Genomic DNA, 21,897 nt, shown 5'->3' with positions numbered 1-21,897 from the left:
GATGAAGCGAAGCAATGGCGGAAATTAAGCGATTGCTTCGTTTCACTGGGAATAACAAACTATTTATTACACATCCTGCGTTAAAATTTGCCATCAACTGCTGAGACGCAGCGTTCGCAAATTGCCGGATGTTCGATCGACTCTCCGAGGTGAGTAGAGTAGTTCCAGCAACGATCGCACTTTTGGCCGTCTGCTTTGACTACGCCAATCGCCAACTCTGGAGATTGGTAACTGTACGGCAATTCTTGCAGGATTGCATTCGATTCAACCAGTTCCACTTCCGAAGTAATGAACAAATAGCGCAATTCATCTACACCGTTGCTACCCGTTTCAGAATGATGGTGTACAGCTACTTCAGCAGGAGTTTCTGGTTGGGGCTCCACACTTAATTCTGCTTTCGGGATTGCAGGTGTTTCTGCAAAACTTGGTTGGGCTGCGGATGTTTGCGCCTGTATTGGTACAAGCGCTGTCTCTACTGCGGGTGCTAGTACGATCGCCTTTGTTTCTGCAAGCACAAGCGCAGTTGTTTGTCCCAGCACATCTGCTGTCAGCGAATCAATTGTTTCTGCCATTTTTTGACGGTTGTCAGCCCACAGCAAGTGACGAAAAGCAAACCAGATTGTAAATAAGATACCGATGATTTCAAACAAGCCTCCCAGCATCGGAATTTGATTCATCGTATCCAAAATCGCCAGGGTTACTCGACCTGTTACCAACACCGAAGCTAGCAGCCCAAGCGTTACCAGTAATTTTTGGTATTCTGTGAAAAAGTTGCCCGCGTATGCAGGTAAATCGGCGACAAACTGGGCGCTGCGATCTAACATTTGCTGCAAATCTAAAGCTGACTCTTCAGGCGCAGAATACTCTACAATTTCAGAAGATCGATCGCGCTTAGCGACTGTTTTTTCTTGATCACTAACAGTCTTTATTGTCAAGGTTTTTGCAACATTTGCTGCTTGTTCTTCCTGTCGATCTTGTACTGCTTTTGCTTTTTCTGCTGCTGCTAACTCTATGACTGAATTTTGCGATCGCACATAATCCATCAATTCTTCGCTGCTAGGATTCAAAACTTGCAATTGCTGTCTTTTTTCAACATCGGGAACGTACAATAGAACCTTAGCTTCCAAAGAAGAACCGATCACCTTTTCAGTCCTCGCCTGTTCCAAAACCTTGTTAACTTCCCCGCGCACTTGGCGCAAATACTGCCAGCGCGCCGCCAATTCTGGATTGTGCCACGAATCGTCAAGTTGCACCCAACCGGCTTCAAATACGGATTTGTAAGGCGTAGGATAGGGAAGGTACTGCCAAATATCCTCAGCCATGTGACACAAAACAGGTGCGATCGCCCGTGCCAAATTCTCAACTGCGATCGCAATTACCGTCTGACAACTGCGGCGGCGCTGGGCATCTGTCGCGCTGATATAAAGCCGATCCTTGGCAATATCCAGATAGAAATTAGACAAATCCACCGTGCAGAAATTCTGCACTGTTTGGAAAAACCGGGAAAATTGGAAGCTGTCAAAAGCATCTTTCACTTCCGCAAAAACTTCGCCCATTCTGTGCAGCATATAGCGATCGAGTTCCGGCAAATCCTCGTAAGCTACAGCATCTTTTGCCGGATCGAAGTCGTGCAAATTTCCCAACAAAAACTTAGCTGTATTGCGAATTTTGCGGTAAACATCCGACTGCTGTTTGAGAATGTTTTTACCCAAAGGCACATCTGCCGAGTAGTCTACCGAAGACACCCACAACCGCAAAACATCGGCTCCATATTCCTTAATTACGACGGCCGGATCGACTACATTGCCTTCAGATTTGCTCATCTTGCGGCCTTTTTCATCCAGCACAAAACCGTGAGTTAAAACTGTTTTGTAAGGAGCGATGCCGTTGGTTGCTACACTGGTTAGCAAGCTGGATTGAAACCAGCCGCGGTGTTGGTCTGAACCTTCCAAATAGATATCAGCAGGATAGTTTAATTCCGATCGCCCTTTGACAACAGCAGCCCAAGAAGAACCCGAGTCAAACCACACATCCATCGTGTCCGTACCCTTGCGGTAAGTGCGGCCGTTATCGCGGTAAGATTCTGGCAGCAATTCGGCGATCGACAATTCCCACCAAGCATCGGAACCCTTGTCAGCAAAAATGGCTTGGACATGGGCGATGGTTTCTTCATTTAACAGCGGTTCGTTAGTTTCTTCGTCGTAGAATACCGGAATCGGCACGCCCCAAGTCCGCTGGCGGGAGATGCACCAATCCGATCGATCGCCCACCATTGCCGTAATTCTATTTTCACCTTGGGCGGGAATCCAATTCACATTAGAAATAGCTTTTAATGCTTGATCTCGGAACCCTTCCACCGACGCAAACCACTGTTCCGTCGCCCGAAAGATAGTGGGCTTTTTCGTGCGCCAATCGTAAGGATAAGAGTGAGCGTAACTTTCCTCTTTAATCAAAGAATTTGCCTTTTCCAGTGCCTCAATCACAGCGCTGTTGCCGTCTCCGAGGACATTTAAACCTGCAAACTCTCCAGCTTCTGCGGTGAAATTGCCGTTCTCGTCTACGGGAGTTAAAATTGGTAAACCGCAGCGTTTTCCGACGATAAAGTCTTCTTGTCCGTGGCCGGGCGCGGTGTGCACCAATCCGGTTCCTGAGTCAGCGGTAATGTAGTCGCCGCCGGCAACGATCGGACTTTCGCGATCGAACAGCGAATGTTTGTAGGTGCAGCCTTCTAATTCTTTACCTGGGAAGGTAGCCAGGATTTTTAATTCAGTGTTCAAAGTTGCCGAAAGCCGATCGACCGCATCGACAGCAACTAACATAAATTGTTGGGCTATGTGGGAATTTGCCGACGGTTCCACCACGGCGTAAGTCAGTTCGGGATTAACGGCGATCGCCAAATTTGCCGGAATTGTCCAGGGGGTAGTCGTCCAGATCGCGGCCCAGAGGCTCGGCATATAGCGCTTGACCTTCGATTGCAAAGATTTTGACAATTTTCTCACGTGAAAGCCGACGTAGATGCTGCGCGAGGTGTGGCCTTCGGGATATTCCAATTCAGCTTCGGCGAGGGCTGTTTTCGAGCTCGGACTCCAGTGAACCGGTTTAAAGCCGCGATAGATATAGCCTTTGAGTACCATTTGACCGAAAACGCCGATTTGAGCGGCTTCGTATTCGGGTTTCATGGTTAAATACGGGTGTTTCCAGTCGCCCCAAATGCCGTAGCGCTGGAAGGAATCGCGCTGCTGTTCCATTGTTTGCTGGGCGAAGGCGGCGGCTTTGTGGCGGAGTTCGGTCGGCGTAAGATTGAGCCTTTCGGCCGATTTCATGTTCTGCAAGACTTTAAGTTCGATCGGCAATCCGTGACAATCCCAACCGGGCACGTAGCGAACTTTTTTGCCGCGCAGCATTTGGTAGCGGTTGATAAAATCTTTAAGGATTTTGTTGAGGGCGTGGCCGATGTGAAGTTGTCCGTTAGCGTAGGGCGGGCCGTCGTGGAGGATGAACAAATCGCCAGGGTTATTTTGGGAAAGGCGATCGTAGATTTCTCGATCTGCCCAAAATTGTTGCAATTCCGGTTCGCGACGGGCGGCGTTAGCCCGCATATCAAACTTAGTTTTGGGCAGATTTACGGTGTCTTTGTAAGATTTAGCTTCCATTTTGGAGAAAAGTTTTATGTAGTTAGTTGTTAGTAGAAGGAAGAAGGAAGAAGGAAGAAGGAAGAAGGAAGGAAGAAGGAAGGAAGAAAGAAGAAAGAAGGAAGAAGGAATGCTTGTACAGCAATTTTTTCAGCCATCAATATCTTATTTTTAGTTAGGTGGACTAACTTATCAAGTCCGGTGAAATAATCATAATTAGTTTTTAGCAAGGAATTTAGTCCTCTCTCGTCCTTGAAGAGCTGACAACCAGATATTCCAGTATAGGCGATCAACCGCACATTAGATCGAACCAAATCCGTAGAGAACCCTCTCTTCTCTACCTCTGCGCCCTCTGCGCCCTCTGCGGTTAAAAAATCATTCATAAATTGAGGTTGCGCTACTCAGTCAACCAGGGGACGATCGCGCCCGGTTCTTCAAAAAATGCTATGGTGCGATCGTGGTCGGACTGTTGGACTCTGTGTCAGGCCGCAGAGGGCGAGAAAAGTTTATACAAACAGTCCGAACCCGCGGCTGACGGTATTTCCCAGGCGATCGCACAATGAAGCATCCGGCACTTTATCTGCTTCCCGTTCCCATTTTTCCACAAGTTGGCGGCCCAGGGGCGTGAGGCGAAAACTGTCGGTAATCCCTTGTCCGTCTACTTCCCGCCGCAACACGCCGACTTGAATCAGCCACAGCAGGGAGTTTTCGGCTACGAGTTCGGATACGGGCGATCGGGTGTAACCGCTTTCGACACCGGAATTTGAGGCGATCGCGCTGAGGAAAACGCTGTGATCGCGGATGGTCTGGAAGAAGTGTAATTGAAAAGGGGAACAGCGGACGGCGCGATCGGCTCTTTTGACGGTGCGATCGGGATAACTAATAGATTTAAACGCTTCGGATGGGATAAAAGTCATTTCCAGAACTTTTGAACAGGTACTATTCTTATCATCACCTATTTAGAGTCAGGAGAGTATGGTTCTTAGGGCTTACACAAAAAACCCGGTTTCTTCCAATAATCGTCACTTTTTCGATAAATATTGACATAGAAACCGGGTTTTTGCCCCCATGCGTAAGTCCTGGTTCTGAAAAATACATCCACAACAGAGATGTTGCAGTGGTGTTGGGGAGGGGCGATCGTTCTACCTTCAACACCCACATCCAAAAAAGCAAGTCATTTCCATAAACTCTAACTATTAACTATTGATTAATGTTTCAATGTTTTGTTCAAACTCATCACATTTTTCTACCAAAATAATTAGTAGTTTTCTGAAATAATTAACGTCTATTAAACTCATCTCTGCATTATGAATAATTGAGAAGGTCTGTTTTTCTCCTATTTTTTGCAAAGCCCAAAAACCGAGTTTATATTCAGCATTTTTGCCAAGAAGAAACGTAGACAGATTATGTGGTATGTCATCGATGTCGTCAAATTTCAAGCCACTCGGACAAGAAAACTCAAGAGTTGAATCGTACTTGACAATAAATAAAGTTTGTGTACTTCCCGATTCCATATCAAACCTAATTACAGCTATTTGATTATCAATGCTAGAAATATTCCAGCCAATATCTCGGCAATAACCCTCGATTGTAGATCGAAATTTAAACGAAGAAAATATATCTTTGTCAATAGCCATAGTTTCATCTCCTGAATCAATCGGTTTACTCGTAGCTAATCTCGTCCATTCTCGTCCCGTACAAACCTCACACTCTGAAGGCTTCATCAGTGAAATAACTTCATTCCCACAACCTTTACACTGGTAAGTTTTTTTCATAAAATCAAAACTTTCATAATTTGGACTTCAGATTAATGATTAGCTTATTTCTACCATCTTTGGGTGGAACACCATTATTATAATAATATTTAATTTTTTGATGTACTTGATTAATATCAGGTCTTTCTTCATAGTTTAAAGCTAACATCTCTCCTATTAGTTTACGCACTTCTGTATCTAGTGGATTTTCAATGAGAGTTCCGCGCAATTTAGTTGTATTTTTAATCGATGGTAATTCCAGTTTTTTTCGATCCAGAATAGCTTCGTGAGCATAAGTATACTTTTCTGATAACATCGGACGATCGCCTGTCCAATATTGACTGAAAATTAAACCCAGGGAAAAAATATCAGATTTTTTAGTGGGTGCGGGTGTTTTTCCTGCTGTGGCAATATGTTTGGCAAATTCTGGGGAATAATATACCGGATCGCCGACTAAAAATTCTGCTGCGATCGATTCTCCTTCAAGAATACTACTATCAAAATCAATAATTTTAGCAACTTGCCTTCCTTCCCATTTTTGAATCAGCACATTATCTGGTTTTAAGTCAAGATGGACAATCCCATTTGAGTGTAAAATTTTCAGTGCGCCTGCTGCTGTTAGCATCACAAATAAACGCTTTTTGGGATCTAGTGTATGTATTTCCTTTGATAAGGAACTGGTATCGACTTTTTGGCAGACTTTGAAGAAATGTTTACCATAATCGTCACCATATTTAAAAAAGTCCACCATCACTACTACTGAACCGCCTGCACCACAAGCCGATAATGCTGTTTGAATAGTTAACTGTTTTCTAGCAAATTCATCACACTGATCGCGTCGCTTTTGTTTTCCTTTTTCGCTTCCTGGTGCATCTTCGCCTGGATAAACTGGACTGAGAAATTTTTTGACAAAATATTCGTTACCATTGTACACGGCAAAACCCCATTGACATTGACCACCGTTAGCACTATCAAAGTCACGGGTTACTACATACTTTTCCGCAATAACATCACCTTTTTTGTAAGACATATGTTATTAATATCTCCTGCCGTTCAACTTATTCATAATTTTATGATACATTTGTTGCGCTTCTTGGTGCATTTTATCATCCAGTTGCAAAGAATTTTCCAAAACTCTTTTAAGACTATTTAAGGCTGCATTAAATTCTCCTTCTATTTCTTGTAACTGTGCCATGAAGTAGTAAATTACAGTAATTTTACCATAAGGTAAGAGTTTAGTATTATGAACTAGACGGTGACAAAATTGTATGGCTGAATTAGCATAATCGCATTTATTGCCTGTGGAATTCCTCAGAGAGATCACAAAAAAGTTCAAGTGTTCCTGCCAGTTGTCTAATTTGTCTGAACCCTCACTCTTAAAAAATATTTGATAATAATCAACAGACTTGTTTGGGCTATTTAAAGAATAGTAAATAAAACCTAGAATTCGGTATGATTCCACAATCTTTTCGACAGCTATAAGTTTTTCCACAGCCGACTTGTTTGAAACAAGTTCCTCGAAGTAGGAAGCAGCTTTTTTGAATAACTCTCCTCTGTTATAATTGCTTTCGGTAAAAGCTGATTTAGTGAAAATCAATCCTAAAAGATATTTAGCTTCACTGTGATGAACCTCAATATTCAAAACTTGAATGCAGAAATCTTGAGCTTCTTTTAAGCGATTATTTTCATAATAAGAGTAAGCCTGCTCCAACAAAGTTTGAATTTCTTCAGCCTTGGCTGCTGCTTTCTGTTTAAAAACTTGATTAAGTTCTTGTGTACTCAAACTAGAAGTGGCAGAAGTGGCTGAACTGGAGGGATAATCTTCTGATACGGGTAGTTTAGAAGTAGCTATTAGCTGAATATCTTGAATAAATTGGAAATAATATTCATAATCAATTTTATACTTTTCCCACAGAGTTTGTACATCCTCATAGCGAGCATTAGCCGTAGGAGCCATAAAGTTTTCTTGGAGATACTGCAAACGTTCTTGATAAGAACTCTTTAAGTGCTTTATCCCATTAAATCCTACTGGATAGAGAATTAAAGAAACATCATCTTGCTTAATCTCTGTGTATCTTTGTTTAATTAATTGTTGCCAACTATTTTTCTCCATTGTATCCCCTTCTGACTTAGAGAGCATCTCTAGCAACAACTTTTCAAATTCCCAAGGAGCCGAAAAATACTGAAAACAGCCGTCAGTACAAGCTAAAAAACAGCCCGGTTCTTTAATATCATAATGCTGAAAATGAATTTGCCATGTCGGATTTATATTGGCGGTTAAATATTGAGACATGGGTGGATCTTGTCTCAACATTTCTAAGGCATCTTTGGGAGTTACTAAGTCATCTTTGGTCAGTTGTTGTAAACCTTTAGTTGGACTGAGAAAATAAATTCGTGAATCTCCCATCCAAGCCAAGTTAGCTTCAAAAATCCTTTCTTGCCCTTTTTGCTTGGGAATGCTAGCCAGGGCAATCGTTGTACAAAGTTTATGTTCCACTAAAGAACCTTTTAGCCGAGATGAAGTTTTCGGCTGCATCTCGATATCTGCTTTAATTTTCAGCGATCTGCAAATTTGCTGTTGCAATTGAATGACATTTTCTGGCTTTATTTCACCGTGCCATTGTTTGAAAAATGTTTTGCTGATTTGAGATGATTCTTCTGAGGCAATACGTCCCCCTGTTTTACCACCGTAACCAGCCGATCGGCCTCCTAATCCGTCAAACACGCCCATCAAGAAAGTTTGTCCAAAATCTTCAGCTAGGTTGGCATCTTCGCCTTTGCCTTCAGCAACTTCTATATTTACTACTAAATTAAATTTAGTCATAGCCATAATTGAATTTTTTATTGAAGATTGTAGGTTATTTAAAAAGTTAACTTAATACATATTCCTGTAATTAAGTTAACTTAAATAGCTAATTAACAAACCTGCTTATATGCTCCCCGATATCGCTTCTAAAATTTGATCTATTTCTAGTTCTTCTAATCCATTACCTGCTTCCGAAACATAGTGAATCGTATTTTCCCAACTACTCATCATTGTCCAGGGTTCAGCATCAGGTGCAAACAGTAATAAACGCTTGGCTGATGTTGGTATATCGTGCCAGTAATCCGTCAAATCATCAAAGCTTTTTGGTATATCATTAGGATAGTGACTGGGTTTAGGGCTTTTGTCTAAACTATGAGCGCTAGCATCGGTGTAAACAACTACCACATATCGTTGCTTGCTAAAGTCTCCTTTTTCCCACTTTGACTTAAGTGCTAACCCAACCGCTTCTAACCCATTTTCCGGTTCATCCCCACCACCGTCAGCTTTAATTGGAGAGACAAAATTAGCAAAATCGGAGGACTGCGATCGCAAGTCAAAAAATTCTGAACATTGCATAACCTTATCGGGTGAATCGGCCCAATAATCCCGAAATACAATTACCCTAGCTCTCAGTTGATCTATTTTTTTACTCTTTTCTTTCATCTTAGCTTCTAGCTGCTCGTAAAACTTGAGAGCGGCTGACTTCACTTCTTCAATTAAATGACCCATTGAACCAGTGCCATCAATACACATCACCAAGTCCACTGCATACTTAACACTTTGACCATCACTCATAAACTTTTACCTCTCTTGTCATTAACTGATGTTGAACTTTGTCTGAGCAAGATGAATTTTAAAAATATTTATAATTCACTCACTCGATACCTAAATCTTCTATTTTGAAATTGCGTTGGACGTTCCCCGCTGGTAATATCTTGAAAATTTCGGATTTTTCAATTCTTTTCAATTTTTCATAACTTTCAATCACTTCATAAGAAAAGAAAAACTCATCTTGGTGGTTGGATATCACACTTCCAATGCGCTGCTTATCTTTACCACTAAAATGTTTTTGCAGTCTTGTCTTAATACAACTTCCAGGTGTCCCTTTGGCCCTTCCTACATAAGCAGTATCAATTTCTCCATCAAAATCATGATATATTGCATAAATGCCAGATAGACCGGATGGAATCGATCTAAGATTAGCATCAGTCATTTTTTGGGGCATTGACATACTGAAACGCCTTGTTCAAAACAAAATCATAAAACTCACTATACATAGTTTATCAAGCGAACACAAGCTTAAAATATCTTATTTTATCTTGTGTTTTTTTTCAAAACTAAACCAATTTTAACAAAATTTAAGGTAATGTCTTAAAATATACTACAATAGTCAAAAATTTACTGTGGATACATTTTATGAATGTTACAGAGGTTTTACAATGTGCCGATCAGTTGGTATTCACTAAGACAGGAAAACACTTGGATGATGTTCAAAAGGCTGTAGTCACGGGGGTTTACCAGGGAAAGACCTATGATGAAATTGCTGATGATTGTAAGCGTAGTGAAAGTCGTGTTAGAAATGTTGGGCGTCAGCTATGGCAGATTTTATCTAAACAGTTAGGTGAAGATGTTAATAAATACAATTTTCGTTCAACAATAGAAAGGATCTATGTTAAATCATCGGTGAGCGGTGTCGGAAATAATCATAACTTGAATTTTTGTTCGCAAACGCTATATCAACCTCATCAAGATAATAAACAAAATCAGCCTAAAAGTAAACCTCGATCAAATTTTCACGATTTAACCCTAGCACCGAAAATCACCAGTTTTTACGATCGCACAACCGAACTTCAAACCCTCTCCCACTGGTTAAGCGACCAAAATGTTCATCTAGTCTCAGTTTTAGGATTAAGTGGAATTGGCAAAACCACCCTAGTCAAACAGTTTGTTGACCTAAATAAACAACATTTTGATGTAGTAATCTGGAAAACTCTCAAACTATCTCAATCTTTAGATAACATTATTGATGAAATTTTAACAGGTGTTAAAGATGATTCTATTCAAACTGACAATAAGCTAACTCAATTATTCCATCTTTGGCGCCAACAAAGATGTTTAATTATCCTTGATGATTTCCAAGAATTATTTATTAAGGGAGAATTGGTAGGAGAGTTCAAAACGGAATCTAAAAATTACCAAAATTTATTGACAATGATCGCAAATATAGAACATCAAAGTAGCTTCATCTTGATTAGTCAGGAACAATGTCAAGAAATGGTTAGCCCGGATGAGGAGTTATATCCTATTAAGTGCTTAGATTTACAAGGATTAGACACTACAGAAATCGTAAAAACATGGGGATTAAAAGATGATGAATGCTGGACAGAGTTGAGTGATTTATACGGAGGTAATCCCGTTTATTTAAAAGATATTGCAAGTTTAATTAAAAGTATATTTGGGGGGAAAGTTGCTGATTTTTTAAAAGAAGATAGTTTAGTTGTCACTAAGGATATGAAATCTCGGTTGACTGAATTATTCAAACGGCTATCATCCACAGAACAAGAGATTATTTTACAATTAAGCAAATTTGATGTACCTGTGTCAAGGGAAGATTTAAGACAAAGTTTATCTCTGTCATCAATGGACTTAATGAATGGGTTGCGATCCTTGGGTCAACGTTATTTACTCAACAGAATAGAAGGAGAGAAAGTATTGTTTGATTTATCTCTTGTTGTTCGAGAATATGTGAGAACCTGTTGTCAAGATTCATATTGAAATTAACTTAGTTAACTAATCATTCCCTAAAACTTGTAAGGTGCGTCAGACATTAATTATTTGAATTTCAACAAGTTCTTCCGATCTGACGCACCCTACGCATATGCCGCATCTTCTAAAGTCAGAAATTCGTGTAACTCAACTAGAGTTAATTTACTCAACCAAGAAACTATCTATCTCACCAATAAAACTTTTGAGTTGTTTGACACGACTAACTAACTCCAAGTACAAAAAATCATAATCTAGATAGTTGATAATTTCTTGAGAAATTTTTTCACTTTTGTCATACTTACAACCTATTAACTGATAAATATCATCTAAATCTTGACTGGGATGTGGTCTTTGTTCAACATCTATACTTCTTAAATCGTAACCACATTCTTGGAGAATAAAATCTGGAATTAAGCGATTATCTAATTTAGACAAATAATGCCATTCTGCTAAAAACCATGCTTCTATTTCCATAACAGCTAAATTCATACAAATTGGAATCCCCATTTTATGCAACGGCTTCAAAAATCCTTTGATTCCTCTTTCTACTTCTCCCTTTCTACTTAAAGATATTGGGTATAAATCTCTCAATCCTAAAATCTTTTCATAGCCACTATTCGTTAGACTTTCATGCTGTTTTCTGATATCAGAAAGTACCTGGGAATCAGAACTACAATCATATAAAAGCACAAAAAAAGGAGCATCTTGGACTATACTCGGTTTAAGTGGTTGAATTGTACGTTTAGTTTTGCCACCTTGAAATTTATAAGTTTCAATAGATATCTTTTTATATCCAGCAATTTCCTGAAATAACCTTTCAACAAAAATCAGTTCTGTTTGTCCTTCCACAAAACAAGCTATTTTTTTGGCATTCATAATTTATGCTTGATCGGATGTTTTTTCCAGCAGAAACTCACTGGTAAATAAGTCAAAGTTATTAAGTCCAATAAACTTGAACTCCTCAATCTTATCATGTGAATTATAAATATTGTGTAACTTGACACTGGCAGAATTTCGTTCAATAACTGACCAATATTCTATCGGAACACCATTCATTATAAACTCATCATTAGTGGTCATAATGAGTTGAAACAATCCTTGTTTAGCTTTTTCAATGAGAATTTTAATTATAGCAGAAGACCTCTGATAATCTAAGCCTTCTCCAATATCATCAATCACAATACAACTAGGCTTAGTTGTTAGTAAAGAATAGTTAATTTGAATCAATAAGGATAAAGCTCGAAACATTCCTTGTGATATTTCTGATTGTTCTGTGACAAATTCTAAACTTTCTTCTTTAACATATATGAATTCTGGGAGATTATCTATATTGTCGTCAAGAGAAATCTCGCCTTCTATTGCAGATGGTACTTTGGTTCCAATCTCTGATAAGTTGTAACCTATTTTTTTCATGTCACTGATAATTGCTTGAATAAATTCATCTCCGATTTGCTGTTTCCCAACCTGAAAAATACTGACAACAGAGTTATAGCTTTTTAGTTCCCTTTTGTTGTCTGATAATTTTATCGTAGGGTATGACATCAAAGTCATGAAATTCTTACCTAGCTGTGTTCCAAACTCGTAAAATCTTAGGGAGTTAGACCACTGGTATAATTTTTCTAAAAATGGATGTTGAATAGAGTCTCTGCGCCTGATGGCTGCAAGTTCTGCTTTGGGAGTTTGAAACCTAATCTTTTGGTTCAGTTCCTTAGCGAAGATAGTACCTTCACCCGATCTATCTCGTTCTAACAACAGCGGTTCATTGCCCTCACCATACATAATTAGCTTTTCTTGAACGACAAGACCTTTCTCTATTTTTAATATATATTCTGTTTTGGATTCTGGTCGATCGATATCAAAGTACAAATGCCATTCATCATTGTGTGCCTCAATATTATCATCTGACAAAAGCTGCGACAGCAGATGTATTGATTTGACAATTCTGGATTTACCGCTCGCATTTTTTCCGACAATTAAGTTGACTTGACTTAATCGACATTCTTCTACTCGCCATTCACTAGGCAATCCTTTATTAGACACATATTCAAAACTATCTAGCTTCATAAATTCCTGAGCTTTATGACAAAGTTTTTATAAGAATTGGATCAAACATTTTGTTGTCTAGTGTAACACCCGATCGCCCATTTGATAACTACCTCCGCAGATAGACCCCCCTCCCAGAAACCTATGGAACACTGAGGATACAGCAATAAATTTACCAACCATGACAGAACATAAAACATTGACAACGGCTGACGGGATTCCCGTTGCAGATAACCAGAACTCCCTGACTGCCGGTGAACGCGGGCCCATCCTCATCCAGGATTTTCACCTGATGGAAAAGCTGGCTCACTTCAACCGAGAACGCATTCCAGAGCGCGTTGTCCATGCTAAAGGAGCCGCTGCATTTGGCACGTTGAGCATCACCCATGACATTACTCGCTATAGCAAAGCTCAGTTATTTTCAGAAATTGGTAAACAAACTCAGGTTCTCCTCCGCTTCTCTACCGTAGGTGGCGAACAAGGTTCAGCAGATGCCGAACGTGACCCCAGAGGCTTTTCGCTCAAATTCTACACCGAAGAAGGTAACTGGGATTTAGTTGGTAACAACACCCCTGTTTTCTTCATTCGCGATCCGATCAAATTCCCTGATTTTATCCACACCCAAAAGCGCCATCCCCAAACCCATCTCAAAGATCCTAACGCCAAGTGGGATTTCTGGTCTTTAAGTCCAGAATCTCTGCATCAGGTGACAATTTTGTTTTCCGATCGCGGTACACCGAAAAACCACCGCCACATGGATGGTTTTGGCAGCCACACGTTCAGCCTCATCAATGCTCAAGGAGAACGAGTTTGGTGCAAATTCCACTTCAAAACCATGCAAGGTATTGAAAATTTGACCGCCCAAGAAGCAATGCGGATCAAAGGTGAAGATCCAGATCATTCCACTCGCGATTTGTTTCAGGCGATAGAGCAAGGTAATTATCCCAAGTGGCGCTTTTGCATTCAAGTAATGACCGAGGCCCAGGCGGCAGAGTATCACGAAAACCCCTTTGACTTGACGAAAGTGTGGAAGCATTCTGAGTTTCCCTTAATTGATGTGGGAACTCTCGAACTCAACCGCAATCCCCAAAACTTTTTTGCGGAAGTCGAACAGGCGGCATTTTCTCCTTCTAATGTGGTTCCAGGAATTAGCTTCTCTCCAGATAAAGTGTTGCAATCTCGCATCATGTCCTACGCAGATGCTCAACGCTATCGTCTCGGTGCAAACTATCAGCAATTGCCGGTTAATCAACCAAAATGTCCGGTGATGCACTACCAACGGGATGGCGCAATGGCATTGGGTAACAACGGTGGTAACGGGCCGAACTACGAACCCAATAGCCATGAGGATACGCCCAAGCAAAACTGTGTCTATGCTGACCCAGCTTGGGACTTAGGAAATGTCAAAGTCGATCGCTACGATCATCGTAAAGGCAATGACGACTACACCCAAGCAGGAGACCTATATCGCTTGATGAAACCCGATGCACAGCAGCGGCTTGTCGCTAATATTGTCGAAAGTTTGGGTGCAGCAAAACCGGAGATTCAGATGCGCCAACTGTGCCATTTCTTCCGCGCCGATCCGAATTACGGCCGCCAAGTGGCAGAAGGTTTAGGGATTAAGCTCGATCCATCCATGATGGCGGCGGCTGCTCAACCGGTTGGTGTGTAGAACCTGCGAACATTCAATAGACATCTGCTAAAAAGCAGATGTCTATTTTCACATCTTGCACTATTCTCGCTGAACAGGCTCTCCGGCCTGTTCCACAAGAAAATCTACTCTTTGTGGAACAGGCTCTCCGGCCTGTTCCACAAAGGATTATTGACAATGGTGCAAGAGGTCTAGTATTGAAACTATGGGTGTAATAGGCACTTAGCCTGCGTCTTACGTGCAAATTAAATGCAGTACAGCTTAATGTCATGGAGTTGGGGGCGATCGCGATTTTTAGCAATTGTCTCTTGAAAAGGCACAGAATCAAGTAAAATAATTTGAGGAACTGCAATAAAAACCAAACAAGAAAAACCAAACTATGACATTACCAGTTGGGTGCGCTGCCCCTCAATTCACCGCCAAAGACACAAACGGCAAGACAGTATCCCTCTCAGAATTTGCGGGTAAAACCGTAATCTTGTATTTCTACCCCAAAGATGACACCCCCGGCTGCACCAGACAAGCCCAAAGCTTCAAAGCAGCCCATGAAGAATACAAAGGCAAAGATATAGTAGTTCTTGGTGTCAGCCGCGACAACGAAGAATCGCACCAAAAATTCACAGAAAAGTACGGTTTGCCTTTTCAACTATTAGCAGATGTTGATGGCGCAATTACCAAAGCTTACGATGTTGAAAAAGGTGATTATGCCAAGCGCGTTACCTTTGTCATCGACGGTACCGGCAAAATCATTCAGGTTTATGAAGGCGAAACCATGAAAGTTGACACTCACGCTCAAGATATTCTCGTTACCATAGTTTAGTGAGGGGTCATGGGTACGGGGGTTAACAACCTACTCTAACTATATTTGTTCCCCCAAAACTTGCACGACAAATCAGCTCAACCAGCCTAGATTGTCGTCAGGTGCGCCATGCACACCCCTACAGTTATATTTTGGGTGCAAATCCCGCCAACCATTCAAAATTCATGCTTTAAAAGGCTTTCACCGCCCCTAGATTCAGTCGAGGGGCGGTTTTGTCAGCGATCGAGTCATTGTGTTTGATAAAATCAGAAGTTATCCTTACTGTAGCTGAATAATTAAGTAGGTAGACAGATAGATAATGACAAGCAATAACAGTATTTTCAGTTACTTAGGCCCACAAGAAGTTGAGGCGAATCGAGCCGCTGTCTTAGTGGGCAGTTTTGACAAAAATCAAGTGGTGGCGATTTCAGCAGCAGAAGGCTCAAATCCCCTGAATGCTGAGATGAATTTATCTACAGGTATTTGGAACATCAGTTTAGAGAAAGGATTTGATAGCGCCGGATCTCGCACAGTTCAGGTGAAGGCAACTAATAAGACTGGCAAAGTGATCGGCGAACAAACAATTAATATCAAAGTTAATCCTGCTTCTAACACACCCGATCGCTCTTTTACGTTAATTACTCTCCAATTTACCAGATTCAAAGTCGGAACACTGCCCAGCAGCAATCTCAACGAGCTGCAAAAAGCGGACATACCAGCAGGAACAACTTATCAAATTACCGACTACGAGTTAGAAGACGGACACCTGAATGTTAAATTAAAGAATCCAATTGCTCCGGTGGGGAATTCCGGCTTTTTTTACGAAAAGCACGCAGTCATCACTAACGGCGCAAAAATCATGATATTCGATCGCGCCCAATTACCAACTCCAGCGCCTGGAATGCAGTTGCTGTGGGTAAACAAAAAAACATGGTTCAAGCGCAACCCCGCAGATTCTGCTACTTTAGCAGAAAATCAGAAAGTCCGATTTTATCAGGGAGAAACTTTCAATATTTTCGGCTACGCTTGCGTAGAAAATCATTTTCGCGTCACCCTAGATAGCCCGATTCCCAACTTTGTCAAATCTGGATTTTTGTATTCGCAGCACGTCCAAATTTTGCAAAACGGGAGAGGAATTCAGTTTGATAGAAATGCAGTTACGATGACTGTTATCAAAACTACTGTGTTGAAAAAGCGGCCGGTGAATGTGGCAAGCCTGCAACCGCAAGAAAAAATTACTTTGCCGGTGGGAATGATTTACGGAGTTTCGGGATTCTCTATAGAACAAGGTGATGTCAAAGTCTCGCTGACTGAAAATTTGCCGCCCTTTGGGAATACGGGTTTTGTTTTTCCCGATTTCGTGGAATTCAGTCGCGCAGGTAAATCTTTCAATCCTGCCCCGAATTTAACTTATCAAAGCCCGACAGAAGTTTTGGTAAATCAGCCGATCGTCCTCAAAGGTACTTTTGACAAGCAGGAAGCGGTAAAAGTCGATGTAATAGCTGAGGATAAATTTCCTCTAACGGTTACGCTAAACAAACAAGCAGGCACTTGGCAAGTGAATTTGCCTAAAGGATTTAGCGTAGCAGGAGCTCGTTGGCTGAGGTTGCGCGCAACTGACAGCAAAGGCAACGTTACCGCCAGCCAAATAGTTTACATTACAGTCAGTTCCGATCCACTGACTGTCGGAAAATCTCTGAGCTTAAAGATAGTTTCTGCTACTTTTTTCAAGGTAGCTCCGGTTGATTCTTCCCGCCTCGACAATCAGCAAAAAGTTTTTGTCAAAGCAGGTCAAACTTTGACGGTTAGCAAGTACGGATTTATTGACGGCCATCTCAAGGTGGTTCTGGATTCGGCAATTACGCCGATCGGCAGTTTTGGCTATTTTTACGAACCAGACGTTCAGTTGGCCAAAGGTACGAAAATTTTGAAGTTTGACCTCGCCGACGTACCGAACAACAGCGGAGGCGCTCAACTGTTGGTAACTCAAACAACTCTGATTAAAAGCCAACCAGTAGATTCATCCAAACTGCCTGCCGAACGAGTTGCTGAAATAACTTTAGGCAGCACCTATACCATCACTGGTTATGCCTGCATTTTGGGGCATTTCCGAGTAACTCTCGCCGAATCTATTCCCGGTTTCGGCAATGTGGGATTTATTTATTGGCAGCACGTTAAAATCAAGAAAAATGGCAAAGAAGTTCCTTTTGATCCCGATGCTTTGACAATGACAATGCTGCAACCAACTGTGTTAAAAAAACGCCCGTTAGATGCTAGCAAGCTAAGTGCTACGGAGAGGATTACACTGCCTTTAGGTAGAGTTTACGGCGTGGAAAGCTACGGTTTGGAAGGCAGTTACCTAAAAGTTTCCCTGACTGAAGAACTGCCAAATTTTGGCAATACAGGTTATGTTTTGCCGAATTTTGTTCAGTTCAAGCGCGGAGATAAAATTTTCGATCCGGTTCCGAACAATGTGGAATTGAACGTGCCGTATTTTTCGCAGCGGGACAATCCGCGTTTTGACTGGTCTACTTGCAATGTAACTGCGATCGCCATGGTGTTTTATTATTACGGCGTTCGTTCTAAATGGGGCGGACAGTTGGAGGATGAGTTGTTGCAGTGGTGTTTTGACTATGCCGGTCAGGGTTCTCAAACGGATCACAACGTGCTGACGGCGCTGATTCAGGCTTACGGGTTTAAGACGAGTTTTAATACGACTCGTACATGGGCGGATGTGCGATCCCAATTGTTGAATCGGTGGCCGGTAGTTTTAGCCGGAGATTTTACGGCGGCCGGTCACATTATCACTTTAATTGGCTACAATTCTCAGGGTTATATCGTGCAAGATCCTTGGGGAGATGCACTCACCGGTTACAGCAATACTGAGGGAAGAAAGTTGATGTATCCCTACAGTTACGTCAATCAAGTTGCGGGGCCTGATGGGAATGTTTGGGCGCATTTTATTGCAGGGTAATCTTTTGATATCAATTCCGGTTGCACCTGAGATATTGCACCATTTTCAATAAGCTTGTTCTGGGCGGGCAGGATGCCCACCCCACAAGAAAATGCAGTTGTTGTGGAACTGGCTTCTAGCCCGTTGCTGACAATGGTGCAAGATGTGAGTTGCACTCATACCGGAATTGTTGATTGTTGACTGTTGACTCGATTTTATGATTCGGATGCAACCGGAAACGATATGAGGTGCGATCGAGATTGCGACAGTCGATCGGGGTAGGTTGGCATGGCATTTGTGTCAATTTAAGACTGCAACCCTCTTGATGTCTCGTTTGTATCGAAATCTCGATCGCCCGCAATACTACTTAATAATACGTTACGCCTTGCCCTACCCGGACAAAAACTTATTTGTGGCAGAGGTCTAATCAAAAGTCGATGAGAAGTCGATGAGAACTCACTCAAGTTCTCAAATAGCCACCTGATTTAATAAAAATACGATAGAAAGTGCGATCGACCCGATTTGCATATCCCCCCATTCTTTATAGGGGCAATCCCCCTGTGATCGCCCTCGTGGGCGGGGGGAGGCACTCTTGGCACTCCCAAGGTCGATCGAGGGACTATTGATCAATCCATATTCATTAAATCTTTACAGATTTTTAGGCAATAAACCGTTATGGTTGAGACTACAAATTTTCACTCTTTTTTAAACCAGGAATAGGTGGTGTGATGCGAAATTTAAACACTCAAATTTCAGGAAATGCGATCGCCTTTATCGATCGCCTTGTTACAGATTATCAAAGTTTAATTGCCGGGGTAACACCGGGTACCGAAGTAGTGGTTTTGGATGGGGACAGGGATGCGATTGCACAAATTACCGAAATTTTAGCTCTTCGGACAAATATAGACAGCATTCACATAGTTTCTCACGGCAGTCCGAGTAGCTTGCAATTGGGAAAAACTAGATTGTGTGCTGACAATCTGGAAGCTTATGCCGAGAAATTGCAGCAGTGGCGGAGTGCTTTAACTGTCGGTGCGGATATTCTGATTTACGGTTGTAATGTCGCATTGACATCCTTCACCTTCATCCAGCGCATCGCCCAACTCACAAATACCAAGGTTGCCGCCTCCAAAAACCTCACCGGCAGTGCAGCAAAAGGCGGCGACTGGGAACTAGAAGTGACAACCGGGAAAATAGCAGCCTCTTTAGCATTTCGGCCCGAAGTTCTAGCAGCATACAGCCACGTCCTTGCCACCTTCAGTGAAGCCAGGAACTATACTGTACCAAATGCTGGAGACATGGATACGGGCGACCTTAATGGTGACGGTTTCCTCGACTTAGTAGTGACAGGTAAGCAGGATCGCTTCTTCCCAAGAGATATTTCCATATTGTTGGGGACGGGTACTACGGGCAGCTTTGGTACTCCTATCAGCTTACTTAAGCCAGCAGGTAAGGAGAATCCCTCTGGTGTTGCAGTGGGCGACTTTAATAAAGACGGCAAACTCGATTTAGCTGTAGCGAATCGTAAGGATTCACAAGGTAACGGCAATTTCGTTTCGATCCGGCTGGGGACAGGTACTGGCAGTTTTGCAGATCCTATCAACTTTGGTGAAAATATAGATCATAGGTCGATCGTAGCCGGTGACTTTAATGGAGATGGCAAGTTAGATTTAGCCACAACTCCTTATCTCGATAACTTCATTTCAATACTTTTGGGAGACGGTGCTGGTAGCTTTGGCACTGCCGTTAAGATTAATACACAAACACGCAAGTATAGTGTTGCCACAGCCGACTTTAACGGCGACGGCAAACTCGATTTAGTCACGTCGAACTATGAAAAGACTAATAACATCTCCGTTTTCTTAGGAGATGGTAAAGGCAACTTTAACTCCCCCGTTAACCTTAACTCCCCCGTTAACCTTGCCGCAGGGAGTGAGTTTCGCACTGTCGTTACAGGCGACTTTAATGGCGACGGCAAACTCGATATCGCCGCCAATAACAGCTCCAATCGATCTGTCTCTGTCTTTTTGGGAGATGGTACGGGTAATTTTGATACTGCTAACAACTTTAGTGTCACACCTTATCTATTTGGAGGTCCCGAATCTGTGGTTGCAGGGGATTTTAGTGGCGATAGCAAACTCGATTTAGCCACGTCTAACTACGTGCAGCAGGAACTTTCAGTCTTGTCAGGAGATGGTACGGGTAAATTTGGTACTCTCAGCAACTTTACGCTCCCGAAGGCCCCGAACACTGATGGTTATATTGCTTTTGCGGTTGCGAGAGATTTTAATGCTGACGGTAAGTTGGATATAGCTACAACTTCCGGTCAAACTGTCTCGATTCTGCTGAATACGTCGAATACAGTTAATTTTGGTGCGGCCACTTACAGCGGCGTGGAAGGAACAACAGATACAGTAGTTAATGTTCCCGTCAAAATCGCGGGCGGCACTCCCTTAAACGATGTAGTTGTGCCAATTCTCCTCGACCCCAGTAGCACAGCCACCGAAAATTTAGACTACACCTTTTCCCCTACTTCGATTACATTCCCCGCAGGTGCAACAGGTGATGCACTTACCAAAAATATTGTAGTTACTATCAAGCCAGACAATATCTCTGAAGACCCGGAAACCGTAATTTTCAACTTTGGTACACTTACTGGTGGCATTGCGGGTTCCACAAAAACAACCACACTTACTATTTCAGATCAAGTTTCTGTTGCTTATGCCATTGCCACCGATACTGCCAGCATTGACGAAGGCAATAGCGGCAAAAAACCTCTGACTTTCACTGTGACTCGCAGCAACGTCACTACCGGGGCAAGTAGCGTCATATATGCGATCGGAGGAACAGCTACCAACGGCAGCGATTATAACAATATCGGCGGCACTTCTGGCGCAAAAACTGCTACTGGGACGATTAATTTTGCGACGGGTGAAACATCAAAAACCATCACTCTGGATGTGTTGGGCGATACCACGGTTGAACCCGATGAAACTATTACCGTCACCCTGTCAAATCCCACAGGTATCGCAGCGGCAACACCGGTAATTACCGCTGATACCGCTACCACAACTATTATTAATTACACTGCACCGACGCCAACGCCAACACCATCGGAAACTCCAATACCAACACCATCGGAAACTCCAATACCAACACCAACACCATCGGAAACTCCAATACCAACACCAACACCAACACCATCGGAAACTCCAATACCAATACCAACACCAGCGCCTACACCTATACCAACACCAACACCAGCGCCTACACCTATACCAACACCAACACCAGCGCCTACACCTATACCATCGGAAACTCCAACACCAGCGCCAACGCCAGCGCCTACACCAATATCAATACCAACACCAACTCCAGCGCCAACTCCAATACCAACTCCAGCGCCAACTCCAGCGCCAACTCCAGCGCCAACTCCAGCGCCAACTCCAGCGCCAACTCCAGCGCCAACTCCAGCGCCAACTCCAGCGCCAAC

The 21,897-nt window shown here is 42.3% G+C and carries 15 protein-coding genes; 5 read left to right on the top strand and 10 right to left on the bottom strand.

Features of this window, described 5'->3' with window-relative positions:
- Positions 1-80 precede the first annotated feature (80 nt).
- From ileS to IQ270_RS12405, 8 genes are all read right to left on the bottom strand, one after another.
- Positions 81-3,653 carry an isoleucine--tRNA ligase gene (gene ileS / locus IQ270_RS12440; RefSeq protein WP_193973519.1) on the bottom strand — a complete coding sequence of 1,191 codons (3,573 nt, stop codon included), beginning with the start codon at positions 3,651-3,653 and terminating at the stop codon, positions 81-83.
- A 29-nt stretch (positions 3,654-3,682) separates the two neighbouring features.
- On the bottom strand, positions 3,683-4,015 hold the full coding sequence (locus tag IQ270_RS12435; protein WP_193973518.1) for a hypothetical protein: 333 nt from the start codon (positions 4,013-4,015) through the stop codon (positions 3,683-3,685).
- Between the two features lie 123 nt (positions 4,016-4,138).
- A complete protein-coding gene (locus IQ270_RS12430) occupies positions 4,139-4,549 on the bottom strand; it encodes an Npun_F0494 family protein (RefSeq protein WP_193973517.1) in 411 nt (136 codons plus the stop codon).
- 279 nt (positions 4,550-4,828) lie between these two features.
- The gene (locus IQ270_RS12425; RefSeq protein ID WP_193973516.1) at positions 4,829-5,407 is read right to left on the bottom strand and encodes a hypothetical protein; all 579 of its coding nucleotides are present in this window, start codon (positions 5,405-5,407) and stop codon (positions 4,829-4,831) included.
- A 13-nt stretch (positions 5,408-5,420) separates the two neighbouring features.
- Positions 5,421-6,416, bottom strand: coding sequence for a protein kinase (locus IQ270_RS12420; protein WP_193973515.1), 996 nt, complete (start codon positions 6,414-6,416; stop codon positions 5,421-5,423).
- Between the two features lie 6 nt (positions 6,417-6,422).
- Complete coding sequence (locus IQ270_RS12415; RefSeq protein ID WP_193973514.1) at positions 6,423-8,216, bottom strand: protein phosphatase 2C domain-containing protein; 1,794 nt, start codon at positions 8,214-8,216, stop codon at positions 6,423-6,425.
- Positions 8,217-8,315: 99 nt separating this feature from the next.
- Positions 8,316-8,987 (bottom strand): vWA domain-containing protein, encoded by a 672-nt coding sequence (locus IQ270_RS12410; RefSeq protein WP_193973513.1) that lies wholly within the window; start codon positions 8,985-8,987, stop codon positions 8,316-8,318.
- A gap of 79 nt (positions 8,988-9,066) precedes the next feature.
- Positions 9,067-9,405, bottom strand: coding sequence for a hypothetical protein (locus IQ270_RS12405; RefSeq protein ID WP_228056299.1), 339 nt, complete (start codon positions 9,403-9,405; stop codon positions 9,067-9,069).
- A 203-nt stretch (positions 9,406-9,608) separates the two neighbouring features.
- Here IQ270_RS12405 and IQ270_RS12400 point away from each other — a divergent pair, with 203 nt between their 5' ends.
- A complete protein-coding gene (locus tag IQ270_RS12400) occupies positions 9,609-10,967 on the top strand; it encodes an NB-ARC domain-containing protein (RefSeq protein ID WP_193973511.1) in 1,359 nt (452 codons plus the stop codon).
- Between the two features lie 153 nt (positions 10,968-11,120).
- Here the strand turns inward: IQ270_RS12400 and IQ270_RS12395 are convergent, their stop codons facing one another.
- Together IQ270_RS12395 and IQ270_RS12390 are read right to left on the bottom strand one after the other, a co-directional pair.
- Complete coding sequence (locus IQ270_RS12395) at positions 11,121-11,834, bottom strand: hypothetical protein (protein ID WP_193973510.1); 714 nt, start codon at positions 11,832-11,834, stop codon at positions 11,121-11,123.
- 3 nt (positions 11,835-11,837) lie between these two features.
- Positions 11,838-13,022 (bottom strand): AAA family ATPase, encoded by a 1,185-nt coding sequence (locus IQ270_RS12390; protein WP_193973509.1) that lies wholly within the window; start codon positions 13,020-13,022, stop codon positions 11,838-11,840.
- Between the two features lie 160 nt (positions 13,023-13,182).
- Here IQ270_RS12390 and IQ270_RS12385 point away from each other — a divergent pair, with 160 nt between their 5' ends.
- From IQ270_RS12385 to IQ270_RS12370, 4 genes are all read left to right on the top strand, one after another.
- A complete protein-coding gene (locus IQ270_RS12385; protein WP_193973508.1) occupies positions 13,183-14,673 on the top strand; it encodes a catalase in 1,491 nt (496 codons plus the stop codon).
- Between the two features lie 358 nt (positions 14,674-15,031).
- Positions 15,032-15,472: a peroxiredoxin gene (locus IQ270_RS12380; RefSeq protein ID WP_193973507.1), complete on the top strand. Its 441-nt coding sequence runs from the start codon at positions 15,032-15,034 to the stop codon at positions 15,470-15,472.
- A 298-nt stretch (positions 15,473-15,770) separates the two neighbouring features.
- Positions 15,771-18,425, top strand: coding sequence for a C39 family peptidase (locus IQ270_RS12375; protein WP_193973506.1), 2,655 nt, complete (start codon positions 15,771-15,773; stop codon positions 18,423-18,425).
- Between the two features lie 707 nt (positions 18,426-19,132).
- Positions 19,133-21,897: DUF4347 domain-containing protein (locus IQ270_RS12370; RefSeq protein WP_228056298.1), on the top strand; the 2,765-nt coding region annotated here is incomplete at its 3' end.

This window comes from Microcoleus sp. LEGE 07076 (genome assembly GCF_015207455.1).
In the GTDB taxonomy this organism is placed as follows: domain Bacteria; phylum Cyanobacteriota; class Cyanobacteriia; order Cyanobacteriales; family Microcoleaceae; genus Microcoleus.
Note: the sequence above shows the minus strand (reverse complement) of the source record. Positions and strands in the feature narration are given on the sequence as shown.